Genomic DNA, 23,804 nt, shown 5'->3' with positions numbered 1-23,804 from the left:
ATAGCTTCACCGCATGCCTCCTGCTGATCCGCTGCCCACCACACAAGCTGCCCACGCGGCCAGTCGCCGGCGTGGAGTCAATGCGCCGTGGCCGATCCGCCCTTCTCGCCCTCCTGCTCACCATGTTGTCGCTGCTTGCGAGCCCCGCTATGCCCCCGACTCTAGTGCCGGGTTCGTCTCCGATGTTGATGAGGAATTGGAGCTGGAGTGGGCACCAAGACATGAGCAGTGGAATTCACAAATCGACGACTGGGATCTAGCAGAGAAAGCTTCCGGTGGCTGCAGCGACGTCGAGCAGCGGTGGCAGCAACTCGTCGCGAAAGCAGAATCAGAGAGCACTCGCAGCTACAACGAGCGCACACACCCAACACCAGGGATGGGTGACGTACGACCATACGCGCCACAGGTCAACAAAACTCCTCGACCAAATGTGCGCGCTCTGCTCGCCTCCCCAGCTGCGGAAAGTCACAACCAGCAACGGCGTTTGCCACCCCTAGAAGAGGAAGAACACACACACGCCACGGACACTCGTGCTCTGCTCGCTGTTCCGCAACGTCTCCAAACAGCCAGGAGCGTTCCCCCTACTCGCGCGATTATCGGAGCCTTGATCATTGGCGTGCTGGCATGTGCGGTGGTGTTCGCACGTTGGTGGTTCAGCGAACGTCAAGCAGCAGAGCACACCGTTCCCGCTGCATCCGCCCATGCCGGGAAACCGTCCCCTTCAGGAACCGCTGGGACGGCTGATAAACACTCACAGACGACCCCAGCCGCCATCACGGTCCATGTCGCTGGGAAAGTGACCAAACCGGGGGTCGTCACCGTGCCTGCGGGATCCCGTGCAAGCCAAGCGATTGCGGCTGCAGGTGGTTTCGCACGTGGAAGCGATGCCCGCAGCATCAATATGGCCAAGCCACTCAGCGATGGTGAACAGATCATCGTCGCTGCCCTGGGTGAGGCAGCCCCCGCGGCCGCTGTAAGCAGCCCAGGTACTTCTACTACCGCTGCAGGCAAAGTGAACCTCAACAGCGCCGACCAAACCACTTTGGAAACCTTGCCTGGTGTTGGCCCTGTGATGGCTGGAAAAATCATTAAATGGCGCACCGATAACGGGCGCTTCACGCGTGTGGAAGACCTTAACGAGGTCTCTGGCGTCGGTGAAAAAACCTTCGCTAAACTTGCCCAACTCGTCACGGTATGAGAGCGGTTGCCAGTCTGCTTCTTAACGCGCTGCGTGATAAGCGCGAAAAAACCTCCTCGGCCACTGAACTTCCTGCTGACCTGCGCCTTTTTATCCCCGCGGCGATCGCGTGGAGCGTACTAGCTGCGGCTGGGCCGCATTGGAGTTTCACCATTGGGGCAGCACTGATCAGTGCGCTGCTCGCTTTGCCCGCTGCTGTATTTCTCTGCCGTCGCCCCACCCCCATCGCGCGCATCGGCACTTTGACTCTCATTGCCACGTTTGTTCTGTGCGCCACCGCCACCGCGCATGATCTGCGTAGGCAAGCTGGCCCCATCCCCGATCTTGCAGCAACACACGCCACTGCCGCCCTGACTGGACGTATCACCGAAGAACCACGACAAGTCCCCTCCGCGAACGGCTCGGGAGCACTGTATGTCGCTTTAATGAACGTCGAAACAATCGAACATCATGCGCTGAGCACTCCGGTAGCTACACCGGTGCGGATTTTCGCTGATCACCGCCTCACTCACGCAAACTGGGGTGACACCATTACGGTGCGTGGAGCGCTACGGGCAGTCCCTGCGCCAGATAAAGCCGTCGCCACCGTGAGCCGCCCCAACGCACTACAGGTACACCCATCACCGAACCCGATCTTGGCCGTGGCCACGCACGTCCGAACTGGGCTCAGTCAGGCCACTCACGCTCTGCCTGACGATGCTCGCGGACTGGTTCCGGCGATGGTTCTAGGTGATCGTTCACAACAGTCTTCTTCTCTGGTCGAGGCGATGCGCGACACCGGCTTGACCCACTTGAGTGCAGTGTCGGGCACGAACGTGACGTATGTACTCCTTGGTGCTGCTTTCTTGATGCGGCTGATCGGAATGCCGCGGCGGGTCCGGCCTTTTCTTGGCGTGGCCGCAGTCGCTCTTTTCGTGGTTGTGGCTCGCCCAGATGCAAGTGTGCTGCGCGCGGCAACGATGGGGACTGTTGGTCTGGTTGGTGTTAGCGCTTCACGTCGCGGTGCTGCGTTGCCTGCTTTGGCCGCCGCCATTCTGGTGCTTTTGGGTTTCGATCCGTGGTTGGCCCGTAGCTATGGGTTTGCGCTTTCGGTGTTGGCCACGGCGGGAATTGTCCTGTTTGCGCGCTCGTGGTCTGACGAGATCGCAGATAAGCTCCCGAGGTTTTTGCGTTGGCTGGCTCCCCTTGTGGCTGTTCCGTTGGCTGCGCAGGTGATGTGTGCTCCGGTGTTGCTTCTCCTGAGCCCAGGGATTCAGCTGATTTCTATCCCGGCCAACGTGCTCACCGCTCCTTTGGTTGCCCCGGTCACTCTGGGTGGGATTTTCACGGCTGCTGCCTCGTTGGTGTTTCCGTCGCTGGCGGCATTGTTTGCGTGGTTCCCGGGGGTGTGCGCGTTGGCGATTGCGTTTGTGGCGCATGGGTTGGCGGTCGTTCCTGGTGGAACAGTGCCGTGGCCGGCAGGGGGGTGGGGAGCTGGTGTGTTTGCGGTGCTCACTGTGGTGGCGTTGTTCACGGCTCCGGCGTGGCGGCGACTTTTGGAGGTTGTGTGTCGTCATGGCGTTTTTGCTGGTGCAAGCTTGTTTGTTGCTTTGTTCGCGGTGTGTGTTCCGTTGCCTGGTGGGCAGGGGGCTCAAGGGTGGAAATTCGCTGCCTGTGATGTGGGGCAGGGGGATGCGTTGGTTGTGCGTGGTGATGATCATGCGTCAACTGTTTTGGTTGATACCGGTCGTGATCCGCGGTTGATTGATGCCTGTCTTGATGCGTTGGGTGTGCAGCATTTGGCGGCGGTGGTGTTGACCCATTACGACTCGGATCACGTTGCGGGGCTTTCGGGTGTGGTTGCTGGCCGGAAGGTGGAGCGGCTGGTTGTTTCTGCTGCGGCTGAGGCGCGGGGGCGTCCTGCTCAGATCACTCGGATCGCGCAAAGTGCGCAGATTCCGGTGGAGAAGTGGGTGATGGGTAGTGAGGGTGTGTGGGGTGGGCTTCGTTTGCGGACTGTGTGGCCGCGTAGTGAGCACAGCGCTAGTTCTAATGACGGCTCTTTGGTTCTTACTGCTGAAGCTGGTGGGATGCGGGTGTTGTTGTTGGGGGATGCTGAAGAGTCAGCTACTGCTGCTGTGCGTCGTGCTCTTGAGGGTAGTGGGCAGTTAGGCAGTTTTGATGTGGTGAAGGTGTCGCATCATGGGTCGGCGCATGTTGCTGCAGGGTTGTATAGCGATCTGCGGGCGGCAGTTGCGGTTATTAGTGTGGGGGCGCAGAACACTTATGGGCATCCAGCTCCGTCGGTGATGATGGATTTGCAGCGTTCGGGGGCGAGTGTGTGGCGCACCGATGAGGCGGGGACGGTCTTGATGCATGTTTCCGGTGCTGGTGGTGGCCGGGGTGTTGTGGTTCGGGGGTTGCGAACCAGGTGAGGTTTTAGATCATGAGAGTGGCGGGGATTTCTGGTGATGTGTGTGCGTGTTCTGCGCTGTCGGTGAGGGCGTGGAGGGTGGTGGCGACGGCGGGGACTCGGAAGAGATCGGGTGTGGTGACGGCGTAGACGGTGCGGTGACTTTGGGGGGTGATGTCGCGGATGGCTACGTCGGGGTGGATGGCTTTGGAGAGGTTTAGGGCGGGGATGAGGGCGGCGCCGAGCCCGGCGCCGACGAACCCGAGTACGGCCATGTAGTCCTCGGTTTCGTAGGTGACGCGGGGACGGAATCCGGCCAGGTTGCAGGAGTCCAGGAGGTGGCCGCGGCAGCGGGGGCAGCCGGCGATCCAGTCTTCATTGGTGAGGTCGGCGAGATTGACTACGGGATTGCTGGTGAGGGGGTGTTGGCGGGGGAGTGCGACGTGTACGGGGTCGTCGAATAGTTCGATGGCGTGGAGTGTTTCGAGGTTGTCCTCGGCTGCGGGTAGTCCGGCTCCGTCGTAGGCGAAGACTAAAGCGATGTCGCATTCGCCAGCACGCAGGGCGGCTAATGCTTGCGGGGGTTCACCTTCGGTGAAGGTGACTGTGATGCCGGGGTAGGTTTCGCGTAGTTGCGCTAGGGCGGCCGGGACAATGGCGGCCGATGCCGAGGGGAAGGCCATGAGGCGTACTCGTCCTGATTCGAGTCCGGCGATGGCTGATATTTCGTCTTCGGCTTGTTCGAGTGCGGTGAGTATGGCTGTGGCGTGGCGGGCTAGGACTTCGCCTGCTTCGGTGAGTCGTACGGTGCGGCCTACGCGTTCAACGAGGGTGGTTCCGGTGCGTTGTTCGAGTCGGCGCACCATTTGTGAGATCGCAGGTTGGGAGTAGCCCAGGGAGGCGGCGGCGGAGGTGAAGCTTCCGGCGTCGGCGATGGCGCGCATGACTCGGAAACCGGCGATGTCGATCATGTTGCTGATCATAACGTCGCGTTACTGGTATCGCGGGTGGTCACAGGCGTCGGATGACTGCGGTGACTTTTCCGAGGATGGTGGCGCCGGTGGCGTCGATGGGGTTGTAAGCGGGGTTGTGTGGCATGAGCCAGCGGGAGCCGTCGGGGTTGATTTTTAGGGTTTTGACTGTTGCTTCGGAGTCGAGCATGGCTGCGATGATTTCGCCGTTGCTAGCGGTGGGTTGGCGGCGGACGGCGACCCAGTCTTTGTCGCAGATGGCGGCGTCGACCATGGAGTCGCCGAAGACTTGCAGGAGGAAAAGCTCTCCTTCACCGACGAGTTGACGCGGTAGAGGAAAGACGTCTTCGAGTGCTTCTTCTGCGGGTATGGGGGTGCCAGCTGCGATACGGCCAAGGATGGGCACGTAGGTGGCTTCGGGGTGCAGATCGGTGCCACTTATTTCTGGCGTGGGGGGTTCTGTGGAGTCGGGACGGGACTCTTTGCGGTCGGGGAGGTCTAGGTCGGTGTCGATGAGTATTTCGATGGCGCGGGGGCGGTGGGGGTCGCGGCGTAGGTAGCCCTTGCGTTCGAGGGCGGAGAGCTGGTGGGAGACGCTGCTGGGTGAGGTCAGTCCTGCGGCATCGCCGATTTCGCGCAGGCTGGGTGGATATCCGCGGGATTCAACGCAGACGCGGATGACCTGGAGAACTTTACGTTGCCGTGCAGTGAGTCCGGGGCGTTGTTGAGCGGCGATTTCATGGATCTCGGACATGGGGATCCCTTTCTCTAGCATCGCCTGCCGACAAGGTGAGATCTCGCAGGGGGCGTGTGAACGGTGTCGGAGGGTGAGAGCAAGGTGGGTCTCACCTTGGGCTGGCTGGTTCCCGCTCATTTCGAGGCTCTGGATTGGGCGTGCACGTGAGCCCGATGAGAGTTGCGGGATGGGGCTGTTGTTCGAATTCTAGGCGGCGATGGGGGGTTTCCTCAAACAGATGTTCGGATTCTGTGTTGCGCAGCCCAGAAGGAGGAGTCTATTTGCAGGGTCATGTTGGTCAAGTTGAATTAGTTAAATCGAATATGTGTGCGAAATATCCTTGCTTTTTCTATCGAACTTTTGTTCGATAGAACATGTATTCGAATCATTGGCTCGCGTGCAGCAGGTACAGGTTTGATGTCTGGGTATGAAAAGAGGGAGTTCGTCATGACTGGTCGCAATATGTTGCATGCGGTATCACCTGGCGGGGATCAAGCTGACCTGCGGGGGCATGGTGAAGCCAGCGGTAGGGCCACAGTTGTAGGTGAGGGGTTGGCGACGGTCATTTCTTTCCCGGAATCGAGGCGGGGAGAAGTAAGCCCGGTGTGGTCGATATCTACAGGCCGTTTAGTGGTGGCTTTGGGGGTGGTGTTTGTGGTGTCGCTTGTCGTCTTTATGGTGTGCGCCGGTCCTGATCAGGTGGGGATTGTGATGGATCGCATGGTGACCGTTACGGAGAACCAGTCGACGCTGGCAGATATTGCCCGGGAGTATCTGCCGCAGCTTCCCTCTGGTGATGCGGTGATGATCCTGCAGCAGATCAATGATTTGGCTGATGTGCATGTGAGTGTGGGGCAGCGTTTGTGGATTCCGCGCATGCCGTGAGATTCATTGGGCAACTAGCTTCGACACGCCGGTGGGGGAGTTGGGGTGCTGGGTTGAGGGGCGCGTGAGTGGGGGTGGCCTGTGTGTTTGTGGGCCTGGGGTGGGGAAAGTGACGTATCAAACGGTCTTCCAGCTTTTGTTTGGAGAAGCGGCACCCATAGGATCACTACATCTAGTGACGCCAGATGAAGCATTGTCCATATATTGTGGATGGGTAAAAGGTTTTATATCGCTATTATTTCAGTGGGCCTTTGTCTACTGAAAGAACGTGAACCTGCGTTCCTAGACGTGCGGGGATCCACGCGATGTGGCCGTTCCTCACGGCAGCAACGACACTCAACACGCAAGGAAGGAAAGCGACGTGCACTGCCCATTTTGTCGTCACGACGACAGTCGAGTCATCGACAGTCGCGCGATTGACGACGGATCGGGCATCCGGCGCAGAAGAGAGTGCCCTTCCTGCGGCAGACGTTTCACAACCCTGGAAACCTCCGCACTAGCAGTACGGAAACGTTCCGGCGCAAGTGAGCCCTTCAGCCGCGGAAAAATTGTCACTGGGGTGCGCAAAGCATGCCAAGGTAGACCCGTCTCGGACGACGACCTGGCATTACTTGCCCAACACGTAGAAGAAAACATCAGGATGCGCGGCGCCGCTGAGGTCGACGCGCACGCCATCGGACTGGCAATCCTTGAACCACTACAAGCCCTCGACGTTGTCGCCTACCTAAGGTTCGCCAGCGTCTATCAAGATTTCGAGCGTCTCGAAGATTTCGAGGCTGCGATCGCCCGTCTGCGCCAACCTCAGGACGAGAACGGCGTCATTACCGACGACGGAGACCCACCCGGCAGCGGGTAAGCATCACCATGCTTTCATAGCGCGTTTTTCACATTTCTCACCATCAGCGGGCCAACAACTGGTGCCGCTATCACCCATGCCCGCATTCAGCGGGCGTCCGAGGCCCTACGCCACTGTGCCTGCGTCGTCGACATAGTCAAGCGTTCGGGGCGAGCAAACAGTAAAGCGGCTTCGCAAGAGCCGAGTCTGGGAGGAACGACGTATGAGCGAAACCACCGACACAATGGCTGAATCAGACAACGCAGGCAGGCAAGGAATCACCGTCGCGCGTATCTTCACCACCCCCGGCGTGCACCCCTACGAAGAGGTGACATGGGAAAAACGCGACGTTGTCCAAACAAACTGGAAAACCGGCGAAACAATCTTCGAACAACACGGAGTCGAATTCCCCGACTTCTGGTCAATGAACGCCAGCACCATCGTCACCACAAAATACTTCCGCGGCGCAGTAGGAACACCAACACGTGAATCCTCACTCAAAACACTGATTGACCGAGTCGTCATGACATACGTCACCGCAGGAAAAAAGCACGGCTACTTCGCCACGAATGAAGACGCCACAATCTTCGAACACGAACTCACCTACGCCCTGGTGCACCAAATCTTCAGCTTCAACTCACCAGTCTGGTTCAACGTCGGCACCGCCAGCCCCCAGCAGGTCAGCGCATGCTTCATCCTCTCCGTTGAAGACTCCATGGAATCAATCCTGAACTGGTATCGCGAAGAAGGATTCATTTTCAAAGGCGGCTCCGGCGCAGGACTGAACCTGTCCCGCATCCGCTCCAGCAAAGAACTTCTCTCCTCTGGAGGCACCGCATCAGGGCCAGTGAGCTTCATGCGTGGCGCCGACGCCTCGGCAGGAACTATCAAATCTGGCGGCGCTACCCGACGCGCAGCAAAAATGGTGGTCCTAGATGTCGACCACCCCGACATTGAAGAATTCATCCTCACCAAGGCACGCGAAGAAGACAAAGTCCGCGCCCTGCGCGACGCCGGATTCGACATGGATCTGGGCGGCAAAGACATCGTGTCCGTGCAGTACCAGAACGCCAATAACTCAGTACGCGTCGACGATGCCTTCATGGAAGCAGTCAAAAACCGCACCACCTACGGCCTCAAAGCCCGCATGAGCGGTGAAGTCATCGAAGAAGTTGACGCCAAATCCCTGTTCGACACCATCGCAAAAGCTGCCTGGGAATGCGCCGACCCCGGACTGCAATACGACACCACCATCAACCACTGGCACACCACCCCCGAATCTGGCCGCATCACTGCCTCAAACCCCTGCTCGGAGTACATGTCGCTAGACAACAGCTCCTGCAACCTGGCCTCACTGAACCTGCTGAAATTCCTCCGCGAGGACAACACCTTCGATGTAGAGAAATTCACTCACATCGTCGAACTCGTATTCACTGCGATGGACATCTCCATCTGCTTCGCAGACTTTCCCACCTTGGCTATCGCTGAAACCACACGCGACTTCCGTCAACTAGGCATCGGATACGCCAACCTCGGCGCACTCCTGATGGCCACCGGACACGGATACGACTCCGATGGCGGAAGGGCACTCGCCGCTGCCATCACATCCCTGATGACGGGAACTGCTTACCGCCGCTCCGCCGAGCTAGCTGGCATCGTCGGTCCGTACAATGGCTACGCCCGCAACGCTGAGTCTCACCAACGCGTCATGCAGATGCACCGAGACGCCAGTTTCACTCTGCGCACCTTCGAGCCGATGGCACAAAGCATCCATACCGCCGCGAATCAAGCATGGGAGGACGTAGTACGTATCGGCGGCGAACGTGGCTACCGCAACGCACAAGCCTCAGTGCTGGCTCCCACCGGCACAATCGGTTTCATGATGGACTGCGACACCACCGGCATCGAACCAGACTTCTCACTGGTCAAATTCAAAAAACTTGTCGGTGGCGGATCAATGCAGATCGTCAACCACACTGTTCCCCGCGCCCTGCGCAGCCTGGGATACCAAGACGAGCAAGTAGAAGCCATCGTTGAATACATCGCCGAACACGGGCACGTGATCGACGCCCCCGGACTGAAACGAGAACACTACGAAGTGTTCGATTGCGCCATGGGGGCACGGGCAATCGCACCCATGGGCCACGTGCGCATGATGGCCGCGACGCAGCCTTTCCTGTCCGGAGCGATCAGCAAAACCGTGAACCTGCCCGAAAGTGCAACGATCCAAGACATCGCTGACGTGTACATGGCTGGCTGGGAACTTGGCCTCAAAGCCCTGGCTGTCTACCGCGATAACTGCAAAGTTGGCCAGCCACTGTCTGATGGTGGAGCGAAAAAAACCTCCACCACCACCACCGACCCTCAACCGCCTGCTGAACAGTCCGCGCCAGAAAAGATCGTGGAGTACCGGGCCAAACGCACCCGCCTGCCCAGGCGACGTCCCTCAACGACAACATCATTCGCGGTAGGGGGAGCCGAGGGATACCTGACAGCCTCTGCCTACGCAGACGGGCGGCCAGGAGAGGTGTTCCTCAAATTCGGTAAGCAAGGATCAACCTTGGCCGGAGTGATGGATGCTTTCTCAATCGCAGTCTCGATTGGGCTGCAGTACGGCGTTCCGTTGGAAACATTCGTGGAAAAGTTCTCCAACCTGCGCTTTGAACCAGCAGGCATGACAGACGACCCCGATATTCGCATGGCCCAATCGATCATGGACTATGTCGCGCGGCGCCTGGCACTGGACTACCTGGACTTCGACACTCGCTCGGCATACGGCATCTACTCCGCCGAAGAACGTGCCCGCCACCTAGAAACAGGCTCATACCTTGCCGAAAACAGCGACGAAGCCCAAGAAAGCGAACTCGAAAACTATTCACAGACACCGGTCTGGGGAGCTAAAGAACAACACCGCAACACCGCGCCGGTGCGCTCCTCAGCAGACCTAATGGAGTTACTTCAAGGCAAAATCGCTGACGCGCCCATGTGCATGACCTGCGGCACCAAGATGCGCCCAGCGGGCAGCTGCTACGCCTGCGAAGGATGCGGATCCACCAGCGGTTGCAGCTAACAGACGACTAAGGGGGGCACCCGATATCGGGTGCCCCCCTTAGATGTGCATCTACACAGGCTGGTTAGTACGCCCCAGAGCTGGCAAACACTGCCTTGAAAGTACGAACCAGAATTTTCAAGTCCACAATCGGGGACCAGTTGTCCACGTACTTCAAATCCAGACGAATCGACTGCTCCCAATCAAGGTCGCTGCGGCCACTGACTTGCCACAACCCCGTCATACCGGGCTTGACGTGTAGACGACGCATCGCATCGGGCTCATACTGCTCAACTTCGGCCTGGCTTTGCGGGCGTGGCCCCACCAACGACATCGTCCCGAACAACACATTGAACAACTGCGGCAACTCATCCACCGAGTACTTACGAATGAAGCTACCGATACCCGGAATAATCCGCGGATCCTTCTTCATCTTGAACTGGACTTCGTTGCCCTCGTTGTACTTCAACAAATCAGCAAGACGTTTTTCCGCATCAGGGACCATCGAACGGAACTTGTAAATCGTGAACAGCTCACCACGCTGCCCCACACGCTGCTGACGGAAAATCACCGGCCCCTCCGGTGAAATCACCTTAATCGCGACAGCAACACCAATAAGCAACGGAGAGAAAATAACAATCAACGCCGCCGCGATAGAGCGGTCCATGATGCTCTTCAAAATCTCCGACTGCCGTGTCGCCGCGGGACGCTCAATATGCAGCAGCGACATGTCCGAAGACTGACGGATCGACAAACGCGGTCCGGCTACATCAAGAAGCCCGGTAGAAACCACCAGCTCCACATTGCGCTCCTCCAACGCCCAGGTCAGACGGCGCAAAGACTTACCCGCCAACTCCGGATGCGACGTCACCGCCACAACCTCGGCATCAAACAAATCCACAGCTGAAGTGGCCTCCGACGGGTTACCGAAAACCGGAACCCCCTCAATCGCGGAGGTGGCATTCCACGACGAATCCATCCCAGAAGTGCACACCGCAACCACATCGAAACCCTGGTCGGGGGAGCGCTTAATCTGCCGAATCAACTCGGCTGCAGCATCAGCACGACCAACAACCACAGTCCGCTGCATCAAACGACCATTGCGGCGGTTCTTGTGCAACCACCAACGCATAATCCGGCGGTTAACTAACGCCAGTACAAACAACGACACCAATAGCGTGATGATGTACGCCCGAGACCACTGTCCCTTAGTGAACATTCCTGCCACAGCCAGCAAACCCAGCATGCCAACCACCGCACGCCCCACCGTCCGATACTCCTCATCGGACACGCCCAGATAACGGCGCTCATAAGCGTGGCACAAAGCAAGAATCCCCACCCACACCAACGGGATAGGGGCACTAGCCAGAATGTACCCACCGGCGATCTCATCCCGAGTAGGCCCAATTTTCAGTGCCAAGAAAAGACCCAGCACTGCCGAAATCACATCCAGCACAACAATCCGATGCAGGTACATGCGTGACCACGCGCCACGCGCAGCGCCGCGGACAGCGTCACCAGCAGATAACGAATTATTGCCCTGCTCATGCCCCAGAACTTCCGCATCAGTGCGGTGTTGCACAGGCACAGACTCACGTTCGTGAATCGACAAAATAAACCTCCCCAAAATGTCGCCGCTGCAGCGGCCCCCCGCTGCCTAGCCGGCTCCGCTCCATCGCGCTCACGACCAAAACCACGCCCCCACGGCGTGGATCCCCTCTTCAACACGAGAACGTGTCCCCACGCTGGGCCACGGATAGCGCTCGTGCCGAGGCTCGGGCGGGAACGCCCTCTCAATCGATGAAGCACCGGCGTCCCCCTTCACGTAGGGGACGCAAGAGGCGACCAATCACACTCGAGAACGACGTACCTAAAAAGGAGTGTGAGACGGGCGCCCGACCTGGACAACTGCCCACGAAGTCTAGCGGCACCCCCACACCGGTACGACTCGCGTGGTGAACACAAAACAACCCACACACCGGCCCACAACCGAACTCCACACGGCATGCGCACAGCCCGCCTTACCCCACAGCAATCAGCTCGGTAAGGTCGTCAAGAATCACAACGAGAATCTCGAGCACAACAAGTCCGCACACCCCACCACGGTCACGCGGCCGCCGCAACGGCCACCAACGCACCGGGGTGAGCCGCCGATCAAGCGAGGACGTGTTCGCCGGATCAGGGGAGAAGACACATGAGCACGAAGAATGACTTCGAGGTCGTCCTCGTCACCTACAAAAGCAGGGAACACGTAGAAGAGCTCGTCGCCGGATGGCCAGAAGAACTACCCATCGTCATCGTCGACAACGGACAAGGCATTGACGGCCTAGACCAATGGGCTCGAAAACACCCCAACGTGCGCTACCTCGACGGCGGCAACGTCGGCTTCGCCCGCGCCGCAAACAAAGGCGCATTCACCAGCACCGCCCCCTTCGTCGTCTTCGTCAACCCCGACTCGCGACCAACCATGAGCGACATGCAAGCTCTCGTCGATGGCCTAGCCGTTGACGTGCTCGCCGCCTCCCACGCCGCAACCATGGTCTCTACCGACGGAGTCGAAATGGGCGTCGGGGGATGGGAACCCACCGTCCCACGCACCATCGTTTACGCCGCCGGACTTCACAAACGCTTCCCCAAAGCCGGGGTCTACGCCAAACCCGAAATGGGCGAAAACGTCTCCGTCGAATGGACAACCGGCGCCTGCATGGCAGTACGCACCGAACAATTCCGCCGCCTAGAAGGATTCGACGAATCCTTCTACGTCTACTCCGAAGACATGTCCTTCGGCCGCCGCGCCCGTGAAGCAGGCCTAGCCGAAGTTCTCCGCTCAGACGTCATCGTCCCCCACGGCGCGGGCAAATCCGGAGCTCCCAGCAAAGAAATGCTCCGCCTACGCGGCGCCTCCTTCACCAACTACGTCAAGCGCTACCACACCGGCCCCGAAGCCAAAGTGATGCGCGGAGCCATGCTCGGCGGCTACGCCCTCCGCGCCGCCCGCGAACTAGCCCGCGGTGACCGACCCCTGGCTAAGCTCTACGTCGAATACGCCAAAGGAGTCGCCACCGGACGCGCCAACGTCGGCGGCCGTGAAGTAGCCCGCTCCCGCTTCCTTGAAACCTCACCCACTGCCCGAGCAGCAGGCGTGCCCGGACTCCCATTCCTCTTCGTCACCAAAGAATTCGGCATCCCAGCAACCTCCGGAGGCATGTTGCGCACCCTAGCCATGGTGCGCTGGTTCGCCGAACGCGACGACGTCATCCTCGTCACCCCCCAAGGCGTCAAAAAAGCCAGCGGCAGCGGCGAGAACTTCACCGTCGAAGATCTCTTCACCCCCAAATCAGGGCCTTTCAGCCGCGTCGAAGACGCCACCAGCTTCATGCGATACCGCAGTCTAGGAGCCCTACGGCTTTGCGGTGACGCCGTCATCGAAGGAGTCCAGTACGCACTCGAGCAATACGGCCTCTTCCGCGGCTCGATCATCGACCACACCAGCCTCTTCGCAATCGCCGATATCCTCCCCGAAGGACTACCCGTCTGGCTGAGCACACACAACGTCGAATCCGACCTCATGGCCCAACGCGCCCACGCCGAAACCGGCGCCATGAAAGTCGCTGCCTACGCTGAAGCCGCCCTGCTCAAAACCCTCGAAAAAGGCACCGGGGCACGACACCCCATGATCGTCTGCACCGAACACGACGCCCACCAAGCCCGCAAAGACGGCACTAGCACCGTAATCGTGGCCCGCAACGGCGTCACCCCACCACCACCGGAAAAACGACGCGGAGGCAGCCAAGCCGCCAAAATTGACTCCCTCGAACTGCTCTTCACCGGAGCCCTCGACTGGCGCCCCAACATCAACGGCATCCTCTGGCTCATCGAATCACCCCAATGGGCCGACCTCATCTCCCGCCACCACGGACTCGTCCTAACCATCGCCGGACGTAACCCTTCCGAAGAATTCCGTGCCCGCGTCCAAGCAGCACCCGGAACCCGACTCGAAGCAAACGTGCCTAGCATGGCACCCCTACTCGAACGAGCACGACTAGGCATCGCACCCCTCCTCGAAGGCGGCGGATCCCGCATCAAACTGCTCGAATACATTGGATACGGCCTGCCCTCAGTCTCGACCCACGTCGGCGCATCCGGACTCGACGGACTCCCCGAAGGAGTCATCCGCACCACCTCCGAAGACCTCAGCCGCTTCTGCGAAGCAATCGAAATCGAACTCCTCCGCGGAGAAAAAATCCTGCCCCAAGACGCCGTCGACGCGATGCTGGCCGTCTACGGCTGGGACGCGGCCCTAGCACCCATCGAACAACTACTCGAAGCAGCAAAACCCGCACACACAGACACCACCACCGCCTAACACCACACCTGAACAGCTAAAACCTAGGGGGCCGACGGGACACCATCGGCCTCCTAGGTATGCCTCTGGCCCCCAAGGGGAGTAACACGCGCCTGAAGGAACACCTCAGAAAAGTCGCCACCACACCCGACAGGAAAGCGACTCCTTCTCCCCACCCGAAAGCGCCTCACCCCATGCGCCCACACCACACCACCGCCCGCGCCCTGGCTGCCACTCTCACCCTCCTCGCCCTCACCACGCCAACCAACGTCGCCCTCGCCGCCCCCACACCCACCAACACCATCCGCATCACCACCGCCCCCACCCCAATCACCGACACCTACGGCCACACCTGGACCCCCACCAGCGGATTCGACACCGGAGACAACTCCACCTCCTACTGGGGAAACTACGACATCGCCGGAACCAGCGAAGACGAGCTCTACCGCCACGAACACGTCCGCATGAACTCCTGGACAACACCCTTACCCAACGGCACCTACACCATCACCCTCAAAATGCGCGAAGCCTGGTGGGACAAACCCGGCCAACGCGTCTTCTCCGTCACCGCCGAAGGAAACCCCGCCCTCACCAACATCGACATCATCAAAGCCGTCGGCAAAAACCACGCCTACGACCGCACCTTCACCACCACCATCACCGACGGCCACCTCAACCTCAGATTCACCGCCACCGCAGACAGCGCCCTCATCTCCGCCATCGACATCACCCCCACCACACCCCCCAGCAAACCCAAACCCCCACCCCAGCCCGCACCCACAACCAGCACCACAGTGCTGCGCATGACCACCTACACCAAACCCATCAAAGACGCCGCCGGCAACACCTACATCGCCCGCCGCGGCTTCACCGGCGGAGACCTCGTCGAACCACTCCCACCAACCACCGACATCAAAGGCACCACCAGCGACACTCTCTACCGCCCTGAACTCATCCGCTGGAAAAACTGGTCCCACCCCCTACCCAACGGCACCTACACCGTCACCCTCCACACCCGAGAAGCCTTCTGGAACAAACCCGGCCAACGCATCTTCGACATCAAAGCCGAAGGAACCACCAAACTCGCCAACATCGACATCTACAAAGCCGCAGGTAAAAACACCGCCCACGACCTACGGTTCACCACCACAGTCACCGACGGTCGACTCGACATCACCCCCATCAACAAAACCAACCTTGCACTCCTATCAGCCATCACTATCACCCGAATCGACAAAACCCCCACACCCCCCAGCAAACCCAAACCCCCCACTATGCCCCCCACCACAACCCAACGCCCCAGCGGCATGCCCTTCGACTCCGGCCTCTTCCCCATGCACCGCGCCGACATCGCCACCCAGTTCACCCAACACCGAGGACGAGCTGCCGACGTCATCACCGTCTTCCCCAGCCGAGAAAACTGGGCCGAAATGTCCAACGACTGGTTCATGGACAACCAACGCATCCCCACCCGCTACACCGGCACCCTCGACGTCGGCGTCCCCCTCTGGCCCGACGAAGGCAACCTCACCACCGCAAGCACCGGCGGCTACAACACCCAATGGGAAAACTTCGGCCGCATGGTCGCCGCAAAATACCCCACCGCCTACATCCGCCTCGGCTGGGAAATGAACCTCCCAGGCTGGAAACACGCCGCCTACGCCCACAGCGCCACCCAATGGAAACAGGCCTACCGCCATGCCGTCACCGCACTACGCAAAGGCGGCCCACGCCTACGCATCGCCTGGGTAGTCAACGAAGGACCCGGACAAACCGACACCACCGACGCACGCACCTTCTACCCCGGCGATGAGTACGTCGACTACATCGGCATGGATGCCTACGACTGGGACCCCGGTTACACAAACGACACCAACATCGCCCACCACCGCGAGGCCCCCTACGGCTGGAACTTTTGGCTCAACTTCGCCAAAACCCACAACAAAAAATTCGTCCTACCCGAATGGGGAATCGCCCCAGCAAACCCCAACAGCGGCGGCGACAACCCCCGCTACATCGCCTTCGTCTACGACTGGCTAACCCGCAACGCCCGCTGGATCGGATACGAGTCCTACTTCCACGAAAATGCCCCCTACATCCGCTCCAACCTCTTCACCGACAACCCCCGCGCCACAGCCGAATACCTCCACCGCATGAAACGCCCTTGACCCACCCCACACGCCACAATGAACCCATGGCGACCACACACCCAGCCACCCCCAGCCTCACCACACCGCAGGCCGCCGACGCCGAACGCGCCCGAGGCCTGCGCATCATGCGCACCGTCGCCACCGCCCTACTCATCATCGCCGCCATCGTCTACGCCCTCACCTTCGGCCACGACGGACCCTGGGGATACGTCAACGCCACCGCAGAAGCCGCCATGATCGGCGCCCTCGCCGACTGGTTCGCCGTCACCGCCATCTTCCGCCACCCCCTAGGCCTACCCATCCCACACACCGCCCTCATACCCCGCAAAAAAGACACCGTCGCCACCAGCCTCGAAGACTTCTTCCTCGGCTACTTCCTCACCCCCGACGCCGTCCGACAACGAGTCCAAACCATGAACATCGCCCAACGCACCGGACGATGGCTCACCGAAGACGACCACGCCGAACGCGTCGTCCACCGACTCGCCCCCATCGCCTCCCGCGCACTCAACAGCGTCGACGACAACGAAATCCGCGGCTTCATCAACCACACCCTCGTCCCCAAACTCACCCACGAACCCATCAGCCCCCTAGCCGGAGCCCTCCTGGACGAAATCGTCACCGACCGCATCCACACCGGCCTAGTCGACCTGCTCCTCGACGAAGCCCTCGCCTGGCTCCTAGACAACCCCGAACAATTCAGCACCCTCATCGCCGACCGAGCCCCAACCTGGACCCCCCACTGGCTCAACGGAATCGTCACCGACCGCGTCCACACCGAATGCATCAAATGGATCCAAGAAGTCCGATCCACCCCCCACCACCGCGTACGCCAAGCCATCGACGACCTCCTCACCGACCTAGCCCGCGACCTCCAAAACGACCCCACAGTCATGGAACGCACCGAAGCACTCAAAACACGACTGCTCACCCACCCCCAAACCACCGAAACAGCCATCCACCTCTGGGAAGCCCTCGTCAACGTCGGACAACGCGCCCTCACCGACACCGACAGCCACCTCATCAACCGCGCCACCGACGAACTACGCGCATTCGGACAACGACTCCTCACCGACCCACACCTAGCCCAAACCGTCACCAACCGCCTAGCAGCCTCCGCCGAAGCCCTCATCGCCACCTTCGGACGTGATATCGCCACCGTCATCTCCCAAGTCATCCGCTCCTGGGACGGCAAAGAAGCAGCCGAACGCATCGAACTACACGTCGGCAAAGACCTCCAATACATCCGCATCAACGGCACCATCGTCGGCGGCCTGGCCGGCCTACTCATCCACACCATCTCCCACCTACTACTGTGAGAGAACAACAAACAAAACCGCACGTCCTCCACAACCCACCCCACCCCTGACGTATGCTGCGACGGCACCGGAATCTTCCCCGCACCGACACCGTGGGCCCGCCACACCTGGTGCATCAATGCAGGTGGACAACAGGAGGACCGATGACCCGCCGCTTCGTCAAGACCCTCGCAAGCGCGCTCGCACTGGCCACGATCGCCGCATGCTCGGCCGGGTCCACTAACGAAGACCCATCCTCCGGAACCCGACTCACCGTCGGATTCACCGCAGAACCAGTCAGCCTCGACTTCACCAAAAACGACGGCGCCGCCATCCCCGAAGCCCTTCTCGGCAACGTCTACGAAGGCCTCGTCACCCTCGACGAACACGGCATGATCGTGCCCGCACTCGCCAGCTCCTGGACCGTCTCCAACGACCGCAAGGTCTACACCTTCAAACTCGTCGACGACGCCAAATTCGCCTCCGGAGCCCCCTTCACCGCCGAAGACGCCGTCTACTCCATCAACCGCGTCTCCACCGACTGGACCACCTCCGTCGCCGACTACATGGACGTCGTAGAAAAAGCCGAAGCCACCGCCCCCAACGAACTACGCGTCACCCTCGAACGACCCAGCAACGACTGGCTCTACCGCATGACCACCCGCGTCGGAGCCATGTTCAGCCGCAACGACAAAAGCGACCACGCCACCACCACCAACGGCACCGGCCCCTACACCGTCACCAACTGGAAACGCGGCGACTCACTCCAACTAGGCCCCAACCCACACTTCGCCGGAACCACCCCCCACTTCCGCAACGTCACCCTGCGCTACTTCAAAGACGGCAACGCACTCAACAATGCCCTCCTCTCTGGCGGCATCGACATCATCAGCAACCTCGCATCACCCGAATCACTCAGCCAATTCAAAAATCGACCCGAATACAAAGTCACCGAAGGCACCACCACCGGCGAAGTCCTCCTAGCCTTCAACAACGCCAGCGGACCATTCACTGACGAACGCATCCGCCAAGCCGCCCGCACCGCCATCGACAAACCCAGCCTCCTCAAAACCTGCTGGGCAGGAAAAGGCACCCACATCGGCTCCATGGTCCCGCCCACCGACCCCTGGTACGAAGACACCACCCACAACCACCCCTACGACCAAGACAAAGCCAAAGCCCTCCTCGCCTCCGCCGGCACCCCCAACCCCACCATCCGGCTACGCCTACCCAACACGGCCTACGCCATCTCCTGCGGCCAAGTCGTCAAAAGCGACCTCGAAGCAGTCGGCTTCACCGTCCAACTCGACCAACTCGAATTCCCCGCCGCATGGCTCTCCCAAGTCATGAAAAGCAAGGACTACGACGCCACCATCATCGCCCACGTAGAACCCCGCGACATGGGCCGCGTCTTCTCACCTAACTACTACCTCGGCTACAACGACCCCGAATTCACCCGCCTCATCGGAGAAGCCGACCAAGGCACCCCCGCCCAAGAAATCGAAAACCTCAAAGCAGCAGCACAACGCATCTCCGAACACGCCGCCGCTGACTTCCTCTTCCTCATGCCCCACCTCGTCGTCCACAAAGCAGACCTCACCGGAATCAGAGCCAACGACACCTCCGAGTCCTTCGACCTGACCCGCATCGCCCGCAAATAAACACCACGACCGAGCGACACCACCCCCATGATTACACCCCCCCCAGAGGGCCCCATCCCCACCCGGCAACCACCACGGGCCACCACACCCCTACAACGAATAATCAACCTCGCGGCATCCCTCCTAGCCGCATCCATCCTCGTGTTCACATTCATGAACATCCTGCCCGGAGACCCCGCCCGCATCGCCCTAGGACTTAACGCCTCCGACGAAGCCGTCGCCGCGCTACGCACCCAATACGGTCTCGACCGCCCCCTAACCATCCAATACATCGACTGGGTCCACAGCCTCATCACCCTCGACCTAGGAAACAGCTACGTCACCGGCGCAGCCATCACCCCCCAAATCCTGGACCGCGCCGCCGTCACCTGCTGGCTCGTCGCCGCAGGACTGGCCATCGCCCTACTCATTGCCATCCCCGCAGGTATCCACGCCGCCCTACGCCACCGCCATGCCGACGGCATCGCCATCTCAACCCTCAGCCAAATCGGCGTATCCCTACCCTCCTTCCTCGTCGCCATCATTCTCGTCACCCTTCTATCCGTCCACGCCGGACTCCTCCCCAGCTCCGGATGGGCCGTCCCCGCCCACAACCCCACCAGCTTCCTCGCCCACCTCACCCTGCCAGCCCTGTCCCTCGGCCTTGTCCAAGGCGCCATCCTCACCCGCTACATCCGCGCCGCCGTACTCGAAACCTGGCAGCAAGACCACATCCGCACCGCCCGCTCAACAGGCATCAGCGCCCCCCACCTCATCACCACCCACGTACTACGCAACACCGCCATCCCCGTCATCACCATCCTGGGCATCCAACTAGCCAGCATGCTCATCGGAGCCGTCATCATCGAACAAGTCTTCGCCATCCCTGGCCTCGGCTCCCTCCTGCTCGACGCCGTCGGCAACCGCGACCTACTCGTCATCCAAGACGTCGTCATTCTCCTAGTCATCGCCATCCTCATCCTCAACACCCTCGTCGACCTGCTCTACACCCTCCTCAACCCCCGAATCCGGGTCCACGCATGAACAAACACCGCCACCTGCCTGCCCTCCTCATCGCCGGAGCAGCCCTATCAAGCCTGGTCATCCTCGCCGCGGCCTGCTCCTTCATTTGGACCCCCTACGACCCCACCGCTATGTACCCAACCCAACGACTCCAAGGAATAACCGCACAACACTGGCTCGGAACAGACAAATTCGGCCGCGACGTATTCAGCCAAATTCTCGTCGGCGCGCGCACCACCCTCACCGTAGGCATCAGCTCCGTCGCCATATCCGCACTCGTCGGTGTCCCACTAGGCATCCTCGCAGCCATGGGCCCCCGCCCCATCAGCACCACCCTCCTACGCGCCGCCGACATCCTCCTAGCCTTCCCTGCACTCCTCCTGGCCATCATGCTCGGAGCCATCTTCGGCAGCAGCACCCTGACGGCCGTCACCGCCATCGGTCTCGCCGGAATCCCCACCTTCCTGCGCATCACCCGCGCCAACGCCCTACGCATCCTCACCAGCGACTACATCGCCGCCGCACAACTAGCCGGACGCAGCCCCTGGTCCATCGCCTACACCCACATCTGGCCCGGCATCCGCGGCACCATCATCATTCAATGCTCCGTCGCCTTCGCCATGGCCATCCTGGCCGAAGCAGCACTCAGCTTCCTCGGCCTAGGCACCCCACCACCCCAACCCTCCTGGGGCCGCATGCTCCAAGAAGGACAAGAATTCCTCTACTCCCACGCCGGACTCGCACTCATCCCAGGAACAGCCATCGCCACCGCCGTGCTCGGATTCAACCTCCTCGGAGACGGACTACGCGACCTCACCGACCCCCGACTACGAGGACGACACCGATGACCACCACCGCACCACCACTCATCGACGTCCACAACCTCCACATCAGCACCGGAGAAAAAACCCTCGTCAACAACATCAACCTCCACATAGCCCCCGGGGAAAGAGTCGGACTCATCGGAGAATCCGGCTCCGGAAAATCACTCACCGCAGCCGCCATCGCCGGACTCCTGCCCGAAAACCTCACCACCACCGGCACCATCAACCTCCACGGCAACAACCTCCTCAACACCCGACACCACACCCGCGCCGCCGCCGCCAACATCGGCTTCATCTTCCAAGAACCGATGACCGCACTCGACCCCACCATGCGCGTCGGCAACCAAATCATCGAAGCCCTCCAAGCCCGCGCCGCACTCAACCGCACCCACGCACGCACCGCCGCGATCGAACTCCTCGAAGAAATGCGGCTACCCAACCCCACCCACACCATGACCGCATACCCCCACCAACTCTCCGGGGGACAACGCCAACGCGTCGTCGCAGCCATCGCCATGGCAGGAAACCCCGACCTCCTCATCTGCGACGAACCCACAACCGCCCTGGACGTCACCGTCCAAGCATCCGTCCTCGAACGCATCGTCGCAGGCGCCACCCAACGCGGATCAGCAGTCCTATTCATCTCCCACGACATCGCCGTCGTCGGCACCGTCTGCGAACGCCTCCTCGTCATGAAAAACGGCACCCTCGTTGACCACGCCCCCACACACACCGCGCTAGCAGCACCCCAACACGAATACACCCGCCTACTCGTCAACGCCGCCGACCGCGCCACCACCCCCCGCGCCACCAGCCACCAGCCACCCCCCACCCGCCACGGCGCCCACGTAGAAGTTGACAACCTCACCCACACATTCGCCCCCCAACGCCGCTTCGGACGTCCTACCCGAGAAGCAGTCACCGCCCTACAGAACGTCTCATTCACCCTCCACCCCGGAGAACGACTCGGAATCGTCGGCGAATCCGGCTCCGGAAAAACCACCCTGCTGCGCTGCCTCGCTGGCTTACAAACCCCCACCAGTGGCACCATCCGCATCGACGGAGAACACATCACCGCACGCCCCGAACGAGAACTCGGGTTCCTCCGAGACCGGCTCCAAATGGTGTTCCAAGACCCCGCAGGATCCCTCGACCCCCACCTGCGCGTTTGGCAAAGCATAGCCGAACCACTACGCGCCCGAAAACGCACCCTGCACCGCGAACGCGTATGGGAACTTCTCGAAGCCGTCGGCCTCGAACCCGACGCAGCCACCCGCTACCCCCACGAGTTCTCCGGCGGCCAACGACAACGCATCGCCATCGCCCGCGCCCTGGCACCCAACCCAACCCTCCTGCTCGCAGACGAAGCAGTCAGCGCCTTGGACGTCACCGTCCGCGGTCACATCCTCGACCTACTCACCTCCCTAGCAGACACCATCGGATTTACCCTCCTGTTCATCAGCCACGACCTATTCGTCGTCCAAGACCTCTGCGAACGCACCATTGTCATGCAATCAGGACACATCGTCGAAGACAGACCAAGCACAGACCTCTACCACGCCCCACAACACCCCTACACCCAACGCCTCATTGCCTCAGCCCCCACCATCACCGGCGCCCTTGCAGGCAAACAGGCCGCCGACCTTGCCACGGAGCCAACATGACCGGACGCTTTTACACCACGATCCGTCACGCAACCAGCGCAGAAATCGACGTAAAAAACTCCCGATTCCTTGCCCGCATCGAACCAGTCACCGACGAAACTGCAGCCCGCGCCATCATTGACACCGCACGCCGCGAACACTGGGACGCTCGCCACCATTGCAGCGCCTTCGTCCTCGGCAACACTCAACAAACCCGACGAAGTAACGACGATGGAGAACCCTCCGGCACCGCCGGAATGCCCATCCTCGAAACCATCGCAGGCCATGGACTCACCGACATCGTGGTCGTTGTAACACGATGGTTCGGAGGCACGCTGCTAGGCACAGGCGGCCTGGTACGCGCATACACTGAGGCGACCCTTGCCGCAATCAATACCGCCGAAAAAGTGACCTACGCAGAAGGTAAACGACTACGCGTAACTACCAACATGAACTCCGCAGGAAAGCTCGAAAACGCACTCCGCGCTGCTGGTTGTGTATTCCACAATGTGGAATACACAACCAGCAGCGTCATCATGCATGTCGACATCCGCTGCGGCCGTGAAAACGACATCCAAGAACTCGTCGCTGTCACATCATCTGGCCACGGAAGCACCACCATCACCGGCGCTACCTGGTCACCAATTGACATAAATCCGCACTAACCCGACCCACCCCATCTGCCAGCCTTGCTTCTCACTGACGGACTGATCCTGCGAACCTGTCCCAAAACCCGGTAAATTGGTAATGCGGCCCGCCCATGAGTGCGTGCGCTGTCATGCTCCCCGGCGTCAAGACTTGCTACAAAGCGAGCC

At 60.6% G+C, this 23,804-nt stretch carries 16 protein-coding genes; 13 read left to right on the top strand and 3 right to left on the bottom strand.

Features of this window, described 5'->3' with window-relative positions; all coding sequences use genetic code 11:
• The first annotated feature begins 13 nt into the window (after positions 1–13).
• Together AC2T9U_RS06455 and AC2T9U_RS06450 are read left to right on the top strand one after the other, a co-directional pair.
• Positions 14–1,198 (top strand): ComEA family DNA-binding protein, encoded by a 1,185-nt coding sequence (locus AC2T9U_RS06455; RefSeq protein WP_493695566.1) that lies wholly within the window; start codon positions 14–16, stop codon positions 1,196–1,198.
• The gene (locus AC2T9U_RS06450; RefSeq protein WP_493695565.1) at positions 1,195–3,612 is read left to right on the top strand and encodes a DNA internalization-related competence protein ComEC/Rec2; all 2,418 of its coding nucleotides are present in this window, start codon (positions 1,195–1,197) and stop codon (positions 3,610–3,612) included. Before AC2T9U_RS06455 ends, AC2T9U_RS06450 begins: the two co-directional genes overlap by 4 nt.
• Before the next feature lie 4 nt (positions 3,613–3,616).
• On the opposite strand, the gene AC2T9U_RS06445 is transcribed toward AC2T9U_RS06450, so the two are convergent.
• Together AC2T9U_RS06445 and lexA are read right to left on the bottom strand one after the other, a co-directional pair.
• Entirely contained in the window at positions 3,617–4,561 is a 945-nt protein-coding gene (locus tag AC2T9U_RS06445) for a LysR family transcriptional regulator (protein WP_115032521.1), read from the bottom strand.
• Positions 4,562–4,601: 40 nt separating this feature from the next.
• A complete protein-coding gene (gene lexA / locus AC2T9U_RS06440; RefSeq protein ID WP_493695564.1) occupies positions 4,602–5,315 on the bottom strand; it encodes a transcriptional repressor LexA in 714 nt (237 codons plus the stop codon).
• A gap of 429 nt (positions 5,316–5,744) precedes the next feature.
• On the opposite strand from lexA, the gene AC2T9U_RS06435 reads away from it, so the two are divergent.
• The 3 genes from AC2T9U_RS06435 (at position 5,745) to AC2T9U_RS06425 (ending at position 10,087) form a co-directional block, all read left to right on the top strand.
• Positions 5,745–6,182, top strand: coding sequence for a LysM peptidoglycan-binding domain-containing protein (locus AC2T9U_RS06435; protein WP_493695563.1), 438 nt, complete (start codon positions 5,745–5,747; stop codon positions 6,180–6,182).
• A gap of 361 nt (positions 6,183–6,543) precedes the next feature.
• Positions 6,544–7,038, top strand: a complete 495-nt coding sequence (gene nrdR, locus AC2T9U_RS06430) for a transcriptional regulator NrdR (protein WP_051277688.1) — start codon at positions 6,544–6,546, stop codon at positions 7,036–7,038.
• Positions 7,039–7,240: 202 nt separating this feature from the next.
• Positions 7,241–10,087: a vitamin B12-dependent ribonucleotide reductase gene (locus AC2T9U_RS06425; protein ID WP_493695562.1), complete on the top strand. Its 2,847-nt coding sequence runs from the start codon at positions 7,241–7,243 to the stop codon at positions 10,085–10,087.
• A 64-nt stretch (positions 10,088–10,151) separates the two neighbouring features.
• On the opposite strand, the gene AC2T9U_RS06420 is transcribed toward AC2T9U_RS06425, so the two are convergent.
• Positions 10,152–11,678 (bottom strand): sugar transferase, encoded by a 1,527-nt coding sequence (locus AC2T9U_RS06420; RefSeq protein ID WP_493695561.1) that lies wholly within the window; start codon positions 11,676–11,678, stop codon positions 10,152–10,154.
• A gap of 582 nt (positions 11,679–12,260) precedes the next feature.
• On the opposite strand from AC2T9U_RS06420, the gene AC2T9U_RS06415 reads away from it, so the two are divergent.
• The 8 genes from AC2T9U_RS06415 to AC2T9U_RS06380 all read left to right on the top strand — a co-directional run bounded on the left by AC2T9U_RS06415 (position 12,261) and on the right by AC2T9U_RS06380 (position 23,654).
• Positions 12,261–14,432, top strand: a complete 2,172-nt coding sequence (locus AC2T9U_RS06415) for a glycosyltransferase (RefSeq protein WP_493695560.1) — start codon at positions 12,261–12,263, stop codon at positions 14,430–14,432.
• Between the two features lie 173 nt (positions 14,433–14,605).
• Positions 14,606–16,579: a malectin domain-containing carbohydrate-binding protein gene (locus AC2T9U_RS06410; RefSeq protein WP_493695559.1), complete on the top strand. Its 1,974-nt coding sequence runs from the start codon at positions 14,606–14,608 to the stop codon at positions 16,577–16,579.
• A 26-nt stretch (positions 16,580–16,605) separates the two neighbouring features.
• The gene (locus tag AC2T9U_RS06405; RefSeq protein WP_115030129.1) at positions 16,606–17,880 is read left to right on the top strand and encodes a DUF445 domain-containing protein; all 1,275 of its coding nucleotides are present in this window, start codon (positions 16,606–16,608) and stop codon (positions 17,878–17,880) included.
• 143 nt (positions 17,881–18,023) lie between these two features.
• Positions 18,024–19,520, top strand: a complete 1,497-nt coding sequence (locus AC2T9U_RS06400) for an ABC transporter substrate-binding protein (protein ID WP_493695558.1) — start codon at positions 18,024–18,026, stop codon at positions 19,518–19,520.
• 27 nt (positions 19,521–19,547) lie between these two features.
• Positions 19,548–20,543 carry an ABC transporter permease gene (locus AC2T9U_RS06395; RefSeq protein ID WP_493695557.1) on the top strand — a complete coding sequence of 332 codons (996 nt, stop codon included), beginning with the start codon at positions 19,548–19,550 and terminating at the stop codon, positions 20,541–20,543.
• The gene (locus AC2T9U_RS06390) at positions 20,540–21,370 is read left to right on the top strand and encodes an ABC transporter permease (protein ID WP_115030135.1); all 831 of its coding nucleotides are present in this window, start codon (positions 20,540–20,542) and stop codon (positions 21,368–21,370) included. Before AC2T9U_RS06395 ends, AC2T9U_RS06390 begins: the two co-directional genes overlap by 4 nt.
• A complete protein-coding gene (locus AC2T9U_RS06385) occupies positions 21,367–23,010 on the top strand; it encodes a dipeptide ABC transporter ATP-binding protein (RefSeq protein WP_493695556.1) in 1,644 nt (547 codons plus the stop codon). Before AC2T9U_RS06390 ends, AC2T9U_RS06385 begins: the two co-directional genes overlap by 4 nt.
• A complete protein-coding gene (locus AC2T9U_RS06380; protein WP_493695555.1) occupies positions 23,007–23,654 on the top strand; it encodes an IMPACT family protein in 648 nt (215 codons plus the stop codon). Before AC2T9U_RS06385 ends, AC2T9U_RS06380 begins: the two co-directional genes overlap by 4 nt.
• The last annotated feature ends 150 nt before the right edge of the window (positions 23,655–23,804 follow it).

The organism is Dermatophilus sp. B7861-1 (assembly GCF_058996045.1).
This window is presented reverse-complemented; position numbering and strand designations above follow the sequence as displayed.